We start from the raw sequence: 12,848 nt of genomic DNA on the forward strand, positions 1-12,848 counted from the left end.
CTGTGGTTTCATTCCCCCTGCGTCCTAGTAACGTTCAGAGGGGAAGAGTTTGGGATGAGGGGCGCACCCTGCGCCTCTCATAACGGAGGAAGGAAAGGGCACATCATGAGTGAAATCAAGAAGTCTCTGTCCGCCGCTATGCTCGACAGGCGCCAGGCAATCGTCCTGGGACTCGGCAGCGTGGGCGCGCTCGCCCTTGCCGGCTGCGGCGGCTCTGGCTCCAGCTCCAGCTCGTCCGATAGCTCCGCCTCTGGGTCCGATTCCGAGCAGAGCAGCTACAAGGTCGCCATGATCATGAGCGGCATCATCACCGACGGCGGCTGGGATCAGGGCCACTATGAGTCCCTCAAGAGGGCCCTGGAGTCTCACCCCAAGTGGACCATGCTCGAGCCCAAGGAGAACACCGCTGACGCCGACGCTGCAACCGCGGCGCAGACCTACGTCGATCAGGACGTCGACCTCATCATCGGCAACGGCAACCAGTTTGCCTCCGACTGGGCCGAAGTTGTCGCCGACGCGGCCGACAGCCACCCCAAGGTTCACTTCCTGATCACCAACACCGACCCCACAACCGAGATGACCGACTACGAGACCCTCGATCCCGTCGAGACGGTTCTTCCCGACTTTCAGCAAACGGGTGCCCTCGCCGGCGTGGTGGCTGGCCTCATGACGCAGACCAAGAGCATCGGCTTCATCGGCGGCATGAAGCTCCCCTCCACGATTACCAAGTACTCCGCATACCTGGCGGCGGCGAAGAAGATTGACCCGTCGATTCAGGGCCAGTACAACTTCGAGGCCGGCTTTACCGATGCGTCTCTCGGCACCAACCTCACGCAGCAGTGGATTGCCTCCAACAACGTCGACGTCATGTGGGGTGACGCCTCGGCTGTCGACAACGGCGCACGCCAGGCGCTCGAGGCCGCCGGTGCCGACACGCACTTCGACATCGCGCAGCCCATCGACATCGTGGGTGCCGACCAGCCCACCGTTGTGACCTCCACCGTCACCGACTGGATGATTGGTCAGGCCATGGACGAGATCGAGTCCGGGTCCTTCGGCGGCGGCAAGGCCATTACCGGTAACATGGACAACGGTGGCATCACGCTTGGCAAGTTCTCTGACAAGGTCTCCCAGGACGTCCAGGACAAGATCAAGGAGTACTCCGAGCAGATCAAGGCTGGCACCTTCGTCACCGACGACGAGGTCTCTGCCATTCAGAACACGCTGTAACGCTGCATTGCGTTGAAGGCCGTCCCCTCGTTTGGGGGCGGCCTTTTTTGTAACCGCGAATGTGGCGGCAGGTGGTCTTGCCCGTCGCTGCGAGCCGGAGAGGAGAGAGCGCATGGCGCGCAAGGAGTTCTCGCACGATGAGGATCTGGTACTGCTGAGAAGGGCCATAGAGGTCTCTAAGAGCTCGCGCGAGCACGGCAACACGCCCTTTGGGGCAATTCTGGTTTCGCCCGAAGGCACGGTCCTCCTCGAGCAGGAAAACGTCGAGATCGAGACGCACAAGTGCACCGGACACGCAGAGACGCAGCTCATGGAGCGTGCGAGTCAGCAGTACGAGAAGAGCTACCTCTGGGATTGCTCGCTGTACACGTCGGCCGAGCCCTGCTCGATGTGCTCTGGCGCCATCTACTGGGGAAACGTGGGTCGTGTGGTCTATGCTATGACCGAGCGCAGGCTCCTCGAGCTCACGGGCTCAAATGAGCAAAACCCCACGTTTGACCTGCCGTGCAGGAAGATCTTTGCCGCTGGCCAGAAACCCATCGAGGTCGTGGGACCGTTCCCCGAGCTCGAGGCTGAGGCGGCAGCCGTTCACGCGGGGTATTGGGACTAGAGCAGGCATAGGGAGGACTGCCTGGGAGAGGGAGGTTGCTATGGCAACAAACGTTACGCGTAGGGATGCCATCTCGCTTGGTCTGGGAGGGACCGTTGCCGCATGCGGGCTTTCACTTGCGGGATGCGGGTCCTCGTCTGACGGATCCGGCACGGACTCTGCTGAGAAGAGCAGCTACAAGGTGGCCATGGTCATCAGCGGGCCCAAGAACGACGGCGGCTGGGGTCAGGGGCACTACGAGTCTCTTACCAAGGCCATCGAATCACATCCCAACTGGGAGATGCTTGAGCCTAAGGAGAACACTGCCTCTGCCGATGCGGCCTCTGCGGCGCAGTCCTATGTGGACCAGGACGTCGACCTTATCATCGCTGCCGGCAATGAGTTTGTCTCAGCTTGGGGCGACGTTGTTGCCGAGGCGGCGGATTCAAACCCCAACGTGCACTTCCTCATGACCAACACCGATCCCGCCACCGACCTTGCAGACTACGAGACCCTCGAGAAGGTCGAGACGGTGCAGGTGAACCTCAAGCAGACCGGTGCCCTTGCCGGTGTGGTGGCTGGCCTCATGACCAACGCGGGCCAGATTGGTTTCATTGGCGGGATGCGCCTTCCCACCACACTCACCAAGTACGCTGCCTACCTTGCTGCCGCGCAGAAGGTGAACCCGCAGGTCGAGGGTCATTACAACTTTGATGCGGGCTTCACCGATGCGTCCTTTGGCACCAACATCACCAACCAGTGGATTGCATCGAACAACGTCGACGTCATGTGGGGTGACGCCTCCGCCGTCGACAACGGCGCGCGCCAGGCGCTCGAGGAGGCGGGCGTCGACACGCACTTCGATATCGCTCAGCCCATCGACTCGGTGGGGCCCGACAACCCCAGCGTGATTACCTCAACCGTTACCGACTGGATGTTTGGCCAGGCCATGGACGAGGTCGAGGCCGGCTCCTTTGGCAACGGTGCCGTGATAGAGGCCAACATGGACAACGGCGGTGTCTACCTGGGCAGCTACTCCGACAAGGTCTCGCAGGAGGTCCAGGACAAGATTGCGAAGTACACCGAGCAGATCAAGGCGGACACGTTCCTCTCCGACGACGACGTCGATGCGATAAAGAGCACGCTGTAGCAGCGCTGACGTCTGGGACGACGTTCCTGCTGGTCGCATGATGAAAACGGGCCTTCCGGCGAGAATCTGACGCCCGAAGGCCCGTTTTGGCAGCGACCACGTACGAAAGCGCCTCTCGGGCGCCGTTTTCTCGCCCTTCCGTTAATCATTTCTATGTATAACGGTAAATCAATCTTCAAATAATATGCAGCCGCTTGCGGAGTAGTGCCTACCGCCTGCGGGCGCGATGACACCAATCAGAAACGTTTCCTTAATATCGACATTACAAAAAACAAATAGTGCGATAACAAAACTTGTTGGTAGACCCCAAGCAAAACGGCACGACGATGGTGCAGAGCAATGCCCGCCATCACCCGTTGAGACGAGAAGCCCTTCCAGCAAGCAACCTACCTCGAATGTCAGTTCAACCGCGCACCTGCCGGCAGTCACGATGGCTGCATGAGCGAGACCCGATGGCTCGCCAAGAGCGCGGCACCTTCAGACACACATCAAGCGTGGAACCAACCCGCGGACGCTGCCAAGGCCGTCTGCGGGCAGTACGTGTTGGCATCCAACAACGAGAAAGTGGTGTGTGACATGGAGAGTGCACTTGATAAGTTCTTCCACCTCAAGGAGCGTGGAACCACCGTAAGGACCGAGCTTCTCGCCGGCCTTACAACGTTCATCACGGCGGCGTATATCCTTGCCGTGAACCCCTCGGTCCTCTCGGCCACGGGCATGCCGCAGGACGCCCTGTTCACCGCGACGGTCCTCATCTCCACCATCGGCACCTTGATGATGGCGTTTCTCACCAACTACCCCTTCATCCTGGCGCCGGGCATGGGCATCAACGCCTACTTCGCCTACACGGTGTGCTTGGGCATGGGCTACTCCTGGCAGACGGCGCTCACCGCGATCTTTGTCGAGGGCATCATCTTTGTGATCCTCTCGCTTACCAACGTGCGTGAGGCCATCTTCAACGCCATCCCCATGAACCTCAAGTACGCAATCACCGCCGGCGTGGGCCTGTTCATCACGATCATCGGCCTCAAGAACTCCGGCCTGGTCATCTCCAATGAGGCCACGCTTGTCTCGATGTTCTCGTTCCATGGCTCTATCGAGGCGGGCACCTTCTCGACCTCCGGCATTTCGGCGCTGCTTGCCCTTATCGGCATCATCATCACCGCAATCCTGGTGTGCAACAACGTGCGTGGCAACATCCTGCTTGGCATCCTCATCACCTGGGGCATCGGCATCATCTGCCAGCTCACCGGCGTCTACGTGCCCAACCCCGACGCCGGCTTCGCAAGCCTCCTGCCCGACTTCTCGCGCGGCCTCTCGGTTCCCTCGATTGAACCCATTGCCTTCAAGCTGGATTTCTCCAACTTCTTCTCGGTTGGCTTTGCGTCCGTGGTCTTTGCGTTCCTCTTCACCAACCTCTTTGACACCATTGGCACGCTGATCGGCTCCGCGTCCAAGGCAGACCTTCTCGACGAGAACGGCAAGCTTCCCAACGTGAAGGGCGCCCTGCTCGCCGAGTCCCTGGCCACCACGTTTGCCGGCCTCATTGGCACCTCGTCTACCGCGACCGCCGTCGAGTGCACCGCAGGCATCGCCCAGGGCGGACGCACCGGCCTCACGGGCATCACAACGGCCATCCTCTTCCTGCTGTCGCTGTTCCTCTCGCCGATTTTCCTTGCCATCCCGTCGTTCGCCACGGCGCCTGCCCTTGTCATCGTGGGCTTCATGATGTTTGGCGCCGTCACGCAGATTGACTGGGCCACCGCGACCGAGGCCGTGCCTGCGTTTGTCGCCATTGTTGCTATGCCCTTCATGTACTCTATCGCCGAGGGCATCTCTCTGGGCATCATCTCCTACGTGGCAATCAACGCTTGCTCGGGTGCTGAGAACCGCAAGAAGATCTCTGGCGTGATGTGGGTTCTGTTCGTGCTGTTCTGCATCAAGTATTTCTTCATCTAGTCGGTGGCACACGCGCTGTGCGCCTTATGTGAGGGGAGTACGTCATGAACGAGAACGCATTTGCAATCAAGGGCGACATCGTCTGGTCGCGCCACAATCACACGCTCTCTTGGGCAAAGGACGGCTACCTGGTAGTTGTTGATGGTGTTGTCCAGGGCGTTTACCAGGAGCTTCCTGCCGAGTACGAGGGCATTCGCATTGTTGACCACACGGGCAAGCTCGTTATCCCTGGCATGAACGACATCCACGTCCACGCCCCGCAGTACAGCTTCCGTGGCATGGGCATGGACCTCGAGCTTCTCGAGTGGCTCAACACCCACACGTTCCCCGAGGAGAGCAAGTACGCGGACCTCTCGTACGCCGAGCGTGCCTACGACATCTTTAGCGACGACCTGCTTCACTCGCCTACCACGCGTGCGGTTGTCTTTGGCACCATGCACGTGGAGCCCACCGAGCTCCTCATGGACAAGCTCGAGGCAACGGGCCTCAAGACCTATGTGGGCAAGGTCAACATGGACCGCAACAGCCCGGATTATCTATGCGAGAAGGACGCCGCCACCTCGCTTGCCGACACGGTGCGCTGGCTCAACGACGTCGAGGCCAAGGGCTACGCCAACACCAAGCCCATCCTTACGCCGCGCTTCACCCCCACCTGCTCCGACGAGCTCATGGAGGGCCTGGGCAAGCTCAAGCAGGAGAGGGGCCTGCCCTTGCAGTCGCACCTCTCCGAGAACCTGTCCGAGATTGACTGGGTGCATGGCCTGGCGCCGTGGTCGACCTGCTACGGCCAGACCTACGAGCACTTTGGCCAGCTTGACGGCGAGGGCAAGACCGTGATGGCCCACTGCAACTACTCCACGGACGAGGAGATCGCCATCCTCAAGAAGCACAACGTCTTTATCGCAACCTGCCCGCAGTCCAACATGCAGCTGTCCTCGGGCATCGCTCCCATTCGCCGCTACCTGGTCGAGGGCATGAACGTTGGCCTTGGCACCGATGTTGCGGGCGGCGCGTCGCTTTCGATGTTCCGTGCGGTGGCAGACCTGGTGGGCTGTTCCAAGCTTCGCTGGCGCCTGGTGGACCAGAACCTCAAGCCGCTCTCTACCGCCGAGGCGTTCTACATTGCCACGGTTGGCGGCGGGGCGTTCTTTGGTAAGGTGGGCACCTTCGAGCAGGGCTATGACGCGGACGTCCTGGTCCTGGATGACTCCGGCCTGCGTACGACGCTCGAGTGCAACCCCGCCGAGCGCGTCGAGCGCTACATGTACCTCGCCGAGGAGGGCGGGCGCATCGTCGAGAAGTACGTTGCGGGTACGCGCGTGCTGTAGGTTGCGCTGGTGTTGCAGCGCCGGACGCCCCTGCGTCCGGCGCTTCTTTGCTCTAGGGGGCGTTGCTTTTTTACGTGAATAACGCCCAGCTCAGAGGGTATGTGAGACGATTGCAGATAGATGAACGGTCGGCAGCGGTTTGTGACCATTCGCCGCTGCCACACCGCGGCCCCTCGCGGGGTCACTAACATTTTGTTATGCAGCAATACATGTTTCTAGGAGAGGGAGCTTGTCATGGAACAGCTGAGGGAGGTTGGACGTCCCATCACGCGTGTCGATGCGTACGACAAGGTCACGGGGCGTGCCAAGTTCACCGACGACCTCTGCCCCAAGCCCTGCCTTGAGGCAAGGATCCTCCACTCGACGATCGGCAACGGGCGGGTGGTTTCGATTGACACCACCGAGGCCAAGAAGGTTCCCGGTGTGGTGGCGGTCTTCACCTGCTTCGACGTGCCCGATAGGCCCTACCCTGTGGCGGGCCACCCCTGGTACGCCGACAGCCACGCCGAGAAGCGCGACCTTGCGGACAGGAAGCTCCTCGACGACCGCATTCGCATCTATGGCGACAACATCGCCGTGGTCGTGGCCGAAGACACCGTGGCCTGCGACCGCGCCTTGCGCAAGATCAAGGTCGAGTACGAGGAGTGGCCGGTCGTCTACGACCCCAAGGAGTCGCTCAAGGGTACCGAGCACCCGGTTCAGGACATCAAGCCAGACAACCTGGTGGCCCACACCTGCGCGCTCACCAGCCCCGAGAACCTCGCCAAGTACGGTTACAAGACGGTGGACGACGCCATCAACGACCCCGCGTACCACCACATCGCCATCCACACCGAGACGGGCGAGCAGTCCCAGGTTCACATCGAGACCTGCACCTCGTTCTGCTACATGGAGGGCGGCAAGATCGTCTGCGTGGCCTCCACCCAGATCCCGCACATCATGCGCCGCGTGATTGGCCAGGCCCTGGGCATCCCTTGGGGCGACGTGCGCGTGATCAAGCCCTACATCGGTGGCGGCTTTGGCACCAAGCAGGACATCCACTACGAGCCGCTCAACGCTTGGATCTGCCAGCAGCTCGGCGGGCGCTGCGTGCGCCTCGAGCTCTCGCGCGAGGAGCTCTTCTGGGACACCTCGGGCCGTCAGCCCAAGTCCTTTGACGTCGAGGCCTCCTACGGAGACGACATGCTCCTGCATGCCCGTTCCATCCGTGGCTGGTCCAACACCGGCGGCTACATCCACCACGGACATGCACTGGTGCTCAACTCGGTGAACTCGTTCCGCTGGCTCTACCACACCAACGAGGTGGCCTCCAGAAGCGAGGCCTGGACCGTCTACACCAACGGACCGCACACGGGCGCCATGCGCGCCTACGGCGTGCCCGAGGGCGTCTGGACGGCCGAGTGCCTCATGGGCGACATCGCCCATGACAACGGGTGGGACGGTGTCGAGTTCCGCCTCAAGAACTGCATCCGCGAGGGCTTCGTGGACGAGTTCACGCCCGGTGGCGCCGTTGCCGCCCACACCTGCACGCTTCCGCAGTGCGTGGAGAAGGGCAAGGAGTGGATTCACTGGGACGAGAAGAAGCGCGAGTACGCCAACCAGACAGGCCCCATCCGCCACGGCGTTGGCGTTGCGTTCTTCGTGTACAAGACGGCGGTCGCGCCGTTCGCGCTCGAGACGGCAACGTCGCGTGTGACGCTCAACCAGGACGGCTCGGTGCAGCTCCAGATGGGTGCCACCGAGATTGGCCAGGGCGCCGACACGGTCTTCTCGCAGATGGCTGCCGAGGCAATTGGCGTCGACACCGAGGACGTCCACATCGTCTCGTTCCAGGATACCGACGTGGCTCCATATGACGCTGGCGCCTACGCGTCGCGCCAGACCTACGTCTCTGGCACGGCCGTCAAGAAGGCGGGCCTTGAGCTGCGCGAGAAGATCCTCGCCTTTGCGCACCGCCTGTATCCGGCCGCCGGCGAGAACCTCGACCTTCGTGACCACGCCATCTGGGACGCCACCGGCCGCCAGGTATGCACGCTTGCCTCGCTCGCCCTTGAGGCCTACTACAACGTGGACGCGAACGACCAGCTAAGCGCCTACGCCACGGCCAACGTCCACACCAACGCCATTGCCACGGGCTGCACCTTTGCCGACGTCACGGTGGATATGCCGCTTGGCAAGGTGACGGTCAACAGGATCATCTCCGTACAGGACAACGGCCGCCTGATCAACCCCAAGCTCGTGGAGCAGCAGGTGCACGGCGGCATGGGCCAGTCCATTGGCTTTGCGCTCTCCGAGGAGGTCCAGGTGGACCCCAAGACCGGGCGCGTGCTCAACGATACCCTGCTCGACTACAAGATCCCCACGATGATGGACCTGCCCGACCTCAAGGCCGACTTCGTCGAGTCCGACGACCCCACGGGCCCCTACGGCAACAAGGCCGTTGGCGAGACCCCCATCATCTCCCCGGCGCCCGCCATCCGCGACGCCATTCTCGACGCCACCGGCGTGAAGTTCTATCACATGCCCATGACCCCGCAGCGTCTTGTTGAGGGCTTCAAGAGGGAGGGGCTGATCTGATGTACGACATTGAATCCCTGTACGAGGCGACGAGCGTCGAGGACGCCTGCCGCGCCCTGGCCGAGGACCCCCAGGCCATCGTGATTGCCGGCGGCACCGACGTGCTCGTAAAGGTGCGCGGCGGCAAGCTTGCGGGCGCACACCTGGTCTCGATTCACAACCTGCACGACGAGCTGGATGGCGTGACCCTGGCCGACGACGGCACGGTCGAGATTGGCCCCATCACGTGGTTCCACCACGTCACTACGAGCCCCGTCATCCAGGCTACGGTTCCCACGCTGGGCGAGGCCTGCGACACGCCGGGTGGCCCGCAGCTGCGCGTCTCGGGAACCATTGGCGGAAACGTGTGCAACGCTGCCACCTCGGCAGACAGCGCCTCGACGCTCTTTGCGTACGGCGCCCTGCTCGACGTGGTGAGCACGCGCGGCAAGCGCACCATCCCCATTGAGGAGTGGTATGCCGGCCCTGGTCGTTCCTACAGGGAGCGCGACGAGGTGCTGGTCAAGATTCGTATCCCGCGTGACCACTATGAGGGCTTCACCGGCCATTACTTCAAGTACGGCAAGCGTCGTGCGCTCGAGATCGCAACCATGGGCTGCTGCTGCCTGGTCAAGCTCGGCGCCGACAAGTCCACGATTGACGACATCCGCCTCGCCTTTGGCGTCGCCGCCCCTACGCCCATGCGTGCCACGGGTGCCGAGGACGCGGTGCGCGGCCTTTCCGTGGCCGAGGCAGTCGAGAAGATCGGCGAGCTTGCCCAGGCCGAGACGCACCCGCGCGACTCCTGGCGCGCGTCGAAGGACTTCCGCCTGCAGCTTATTGGCGAGATGTCGCGTCGCTCGCTCATCGAGGCCGCGCGCAAGGGAGGGGCTGATATCTAATGGCAATGCGCATTCTCAAGTGCACCATCAACGGCAAGCCGGTGGAGGTTGGCTACGACCCTCGCGAGTCGCTGCTCGACACGCTGCGCGATCGCCTTCACCTCACGGGCACCAAGCGTGGCTGCGAGGTTGGCGAGTGTGGTGCGTGCACCGTCCTCATCGACGGCGTGGCAACCGACTCCTGCCTCTACCTCACGGACTGGGCACAGGGCAAGGACATCCTCACCATCGAGGGCGTCCAGAAGGCGGACGGCTCGCTTGACCCGGTTCAGCAGGCCTTCATTGACGAATTTGCCGTTCAGTGCGGCTTCTGCATCCCCGGCATCATCATGAGCGCCATCGAGATGGAGCGCACGGGCAAGACCTACACCCGTGACGAGATCCGCAAGCAGCTCTCGGGCCACCTGTGCCGTTGCACGGGCTACGAGAACATCGTGAACGCGGTGGAAAAGGCCGTCGACGTGATGGACGGTGTCGTGGGCGAGGGAACCGAGAAGAGCGCGTAGCTCTGACCGGCATATCGTGAGACAAAGGGAAACTCCCTTTGTCTCATCTGAGGGCGCGTCACACAATCGGAGACGAATGTGTGACGCGCCCTGCTTGTTACAGAATCGTGCGACGAATGTGTCGCAAAGTGAGGCCATACGGACGGGCATTGATGCTCTGGCAGACGATGCCCAACCGCAAATTCGTGCCAGGGTGGAGGAGACCCCCCTCGTTTCTAGCCCCAGCTCACCACGACGGTGCTGTTGTCATGCACGCCCTCGGCAGCAAGCTCATCACCGGCCTTTACGTCGTAGCCGGCTCGGCGCAGGCGCCTAAGGAACGCCACGAGCTTGGCGTTGTACTCGTTGAGCAGGCGCATCTCCTGCAGGGGAGAGATGAGTCCCTGCGGCCGGCCGTGGATGATGTTCGAGATGGCATCGGCCACCAGGACGTTGCTGTTAGCGAGAAGGTCATTGTAGAAGGCGTTGCCCGCGCCAGCGCAGTCGGTCTCGCCGGGCGCAAACTTGAGCATCACTGACGTCCTGCCGTACATGGCGTACGTGCGGATGCGCGTGCTGGTCTGACCCTCCGCGTTATGCATGGCCCAGCGCAGGGCATTCGCGGCAAGGGTGTCTGCCTCGGCCTGCGAGCGGCCGGGCTTGGCAGTTGCAGTGAGGGCGCGCGCGTCATCGGCGGAGATGAGCTCCGTTGGCTGCGGCATCTTGGCGTTTGTCTCGTTCATGGCTTCTCCGTTCTGGCGTCGCATTGCGGGCGGCGCACCTGGCGGGACGTTGGTTTGCTGAGCAGATAATACTGCGATGTGTCTTTGCGCTGGGGGCAGTTCGCTTGGGGGCGCGAGGCCACCGCTCGCCGTGCTTTGCGGTCTCTTTTCATCCTTACGGCACCGACCGTCTGCCATACGCCCAATAGATAGTCTGGCAACCTTACAAACCGTTATGATGATGTGGTACCACCGATATTCAAATAATTAGATAACGGTGGACGCATAGAGATTGCCCGTCCGGGCTGGGTTGGCGTGAGGACGCTCCCAGACGGGTTCAGTGCTGCAGCTATGTGGGTCTCTCGCAAGGTTCTGCCTGGACGTGAGGACGTCGGCCATGCGTGGACACAGGAGAGGAGTCACCATGGCAGACGAGTACGACTACCACAAGATGTGGGGCGACCTGGGCATGGACGTTGAGGCACACGATGGCCTTCTAGGCGTTGTGGGCGAGATGTACCAGACCATGTTCCTCACCCAGAAGAACAGGCCCGCATCCACATCCTATCTGGACGGCGTTGCCGCGAACTTGCACTCCGGCCGCATCCGTGAGATGGTCGACGGCCGCAGCGAGGGCAACCCCAAGAAGATCATCGGCAGCTTCTGCCTCTACGTGCCCGAGGAGGTTGTGACTGCCGCGGGTGCCGTGGAGGTTGGCCTCTGCGCCGGTGCCGAGTGGGCGCCCGAGGACGCCGAGAGGTACGTGCCGCGCAACACCTGCCCGCTCATCAAGGGCTTCATGGGCTTCAAGCTGGGTCGCGTGTGCCCCTACATCGAGAGCGCCGACCTCGTGGTTGGCGAGAACACCTGCGATGGCAAGAAGAAGGCCTACGAGCAGTTCTCCAAGCTCAAGCCCATGTACATCATGGACGTGCCGCACGTGAGGAACGATGATACCAAGCTCCAGTGGCGCCACCAGGTTCACGCGCTTGCTGCGCGCATCGAGGAGGAGACCGGCCAGAAGATCACCGAGGAGAGCCTGCGCGCAGCCATCAAGCTTGCCAACGACAAGCGCCGTGCCCTGCAGCGCCTCTCGGCCACCCGCGCGGCCGACCCCGTGCCCATCTCGGGCCTTGACTGCCTGCTTACCGTGCAAGCAGCGTTCATGGATGACTCGGCGCGCCTAACCGGCGCAATCAACCAGATGGCCGACGAGTGCGAGAAGCGTGCGGCAGAGGGCATTGGCGCGGCACCCAAGGGCGCCAAGCGCATCCTCTACACCGGCACGCCAATGGCCGTGCCCAACTGGAAACTCTTCAACATCATCGAGAAGGCCGGTGGCGTGGTGGTAGGCGAGGAGTGCTGCACCGGTAGCCGCTACTACAAGGATCTCGTGCCCGAGGACGGTGCCACCGTCGATGAGATGCTCGACGACATCGCAGACCGCTACCTCAACATCCAGTGCGCCATCTTCACGCCCAACCAGGGCCGTCGCGACGACGTCATTCGCATGGCGCGCGAGCTCCACGCCGACGGCATCATCGACGCGTCTCTCTCGTTCTGCACCATCTACGAGATGGAGGCGTTCGACATGGAGAAGGCCGCGCAGGAGGCTGGCATCCCCTACATGCACCTCTCGACCGACTACTCCGCCGAGGGCGACGGCCAGCTCACAACGCGCATTCAGGCCTTCCTCGAGATGATCTAGCAGCTTGCAGCATTTTCCCTGTGGGGCCGGGTGGCCGATGGTTGCCCGGCCCCTTCTGTGTCTCTCGTTCTTTAGCGGTATGTGAGAATCACGATGCTCGCCAACTGGGCAAACGCGACCTCAGATTCTCAAATACCGATAAAGAACGAGGGTAGAGCAGCCGTGGCTCGGAGGGCGAGGGGCGAAAGGCTCACCGCTGGCGGGCGTATTCCTACCGTT

10 protein-coding genes are annotated in these 12,848 nt (G+C 62.2%); 9 read left to right on the forward strand and 1 reads right to left on the reverse strand.

Going from position 1 to position 12,848, the window contains the following annotated elements:
- The first annotated feature begins 105 nt into the window (after positions 1–105).
- The 8 genes from AUL39_RS01995 to xdhC all read left to right on the forward strand — a co-directional run bounded on the left by AUL39_RS01995 (position 106) and on the right by xdhC (position 10,220).
- Positions 106–1,230, forward strand: a complete 1,125-nt coding sequence (locus AUL39_RS01995) for a BMP family lipoprotein (protein ID WP_059053067.1) — start codon at positions 106–108, stop codon at positions 1,228–1,230.
- Between the two features lie 112 nt (positions 1,231–1,342).
- Entirely contained in the window at positions 1,343–1,840 is a 498-nt protein-coding gene (locus AUL39_RS02000) for a nucleoside deaminase (RefSeq protein WP_059053069.1), read from the forward strand.
- Between the two features lie 40 nt (positions 1,841–1,880).
- Positions 1,881–2,969, forward strand: a complete 1,089-nt coding sequence (locus AUL39_RS02005; protein ID WP_059053072.1) for a BMP family lipoprotein — start codon at positions 1,881–1,883, stop codon at positions 2,967–2,969.
- A 438-nt stretch (positions 2,970–3,407) separates the two neighbouring features.
- Complete coding sequence (locus AUL39_RS02010) at positions 3,408–4,928, forward strand: NCS2 family permease (protein ID WP_235810724.1); 1,521 nt, start codon at positions 3,408–3,410, stop codon at positions 4,926–4,928.
- A gap of 44 nt (positions 4,929–4,972) precedes the next feature.
- Positions 4,973–6,256 (forward strand): amidohydrolase family protein, encoded by a 1,284-nt coding sequence (locus AUL39_RS02015; RefSeq protein ID WP_059053076.1) that lies wholly within the window; start codon positions 4,973–4,975, stop codon positions 6,254–6,256.
- 234 nt (positions 6,257–6,490) lie between these two features.
- Positions 6,491–8,833: a xanthine dehydrogenase subunit XdhA gene (gene xdhA / locus AUL39_RS02020; RefSeq protein ID WP_059053077.1), complete on the forward strand. Its 2,343-nt coding sequence runs from the start codon at positions 6,491–6,493 to the stop codon at positions 8,831–8,833.
- The gene (gene xdhB / locus AUL39_RS02025; protein ID WP_059053079.1) at positions 8,833–9,714 is read left to right on the forward strand and encodes a xanthine dehydrogenase subunit XdhB; all 882 of its coding nucleotides are present in this window, start codon (positions 8,833–8,835) and stop codon (positions 9,712–9,714) included. Before xdhA ends, xdhB begins: the two co-directional genes overlap by 1 nt.
- Positions 9,714–10,220 (forward strand): xanthine dehydrogenase subunit XdhC, encoded by a 507-nt coding sequence (gene xdhC / locus AUL39_RS02030; RefSeq protein WP_059053082.1) that lies wholly within the window; start codon positions 9,714–9,716, stop codon positions 10,218–10,220. Before xdhB ends, xdhC begins: the two co-directional genes overlap by 1 nt.
- Before the next feature lie 215 nt (positions 10,221–10,435).
- Here the strand turns inward: xdhC and AUL39_RS02035 are convergent, their stop codons facing one another.
- On the reverse strand, positions 10,436–10,942 hold the full coding sequence (locus tag AUL39_RS02035) for a hypothetical protein (RefSeq protein ID WP_235810725.1): 507 nt from the start codon (positions 10,940–10,942) through the stop codon (positions 10,436–10,438).
- Positions 10,943–11,345: 403 nt separating this feature from the next.
- Here AUL39_RS02035 and AUL39_RS02040 point away from each other — a divergent pair, with 403 nt between their 5' ends.
- Positions 11,346–12,629: a double-cubane-cluster-containing anaerobic reductase gene (locus AUL39_RS02040; RefSeq protein WP_059053084.1), complete on the forward strand. Its 1,284-nt coding sequence runs from the start codon at positions 11,346–11,348 to the stop codon at positions 12,627–12,629.
- Positions 12,630–12,848: the final 219 nt, after the last annotated feature.

It is taken from the genome of Tractidigestivibacter scatoligenes (genome assembly GCF_001494635.1).
Lineage (GTDB): Bacteria > Actinomycetota > Coriobacteriia > Coriobacteriales > Atopobiaceae > Tractidigestivibacter > Tractidigestivibacter scatoligenes.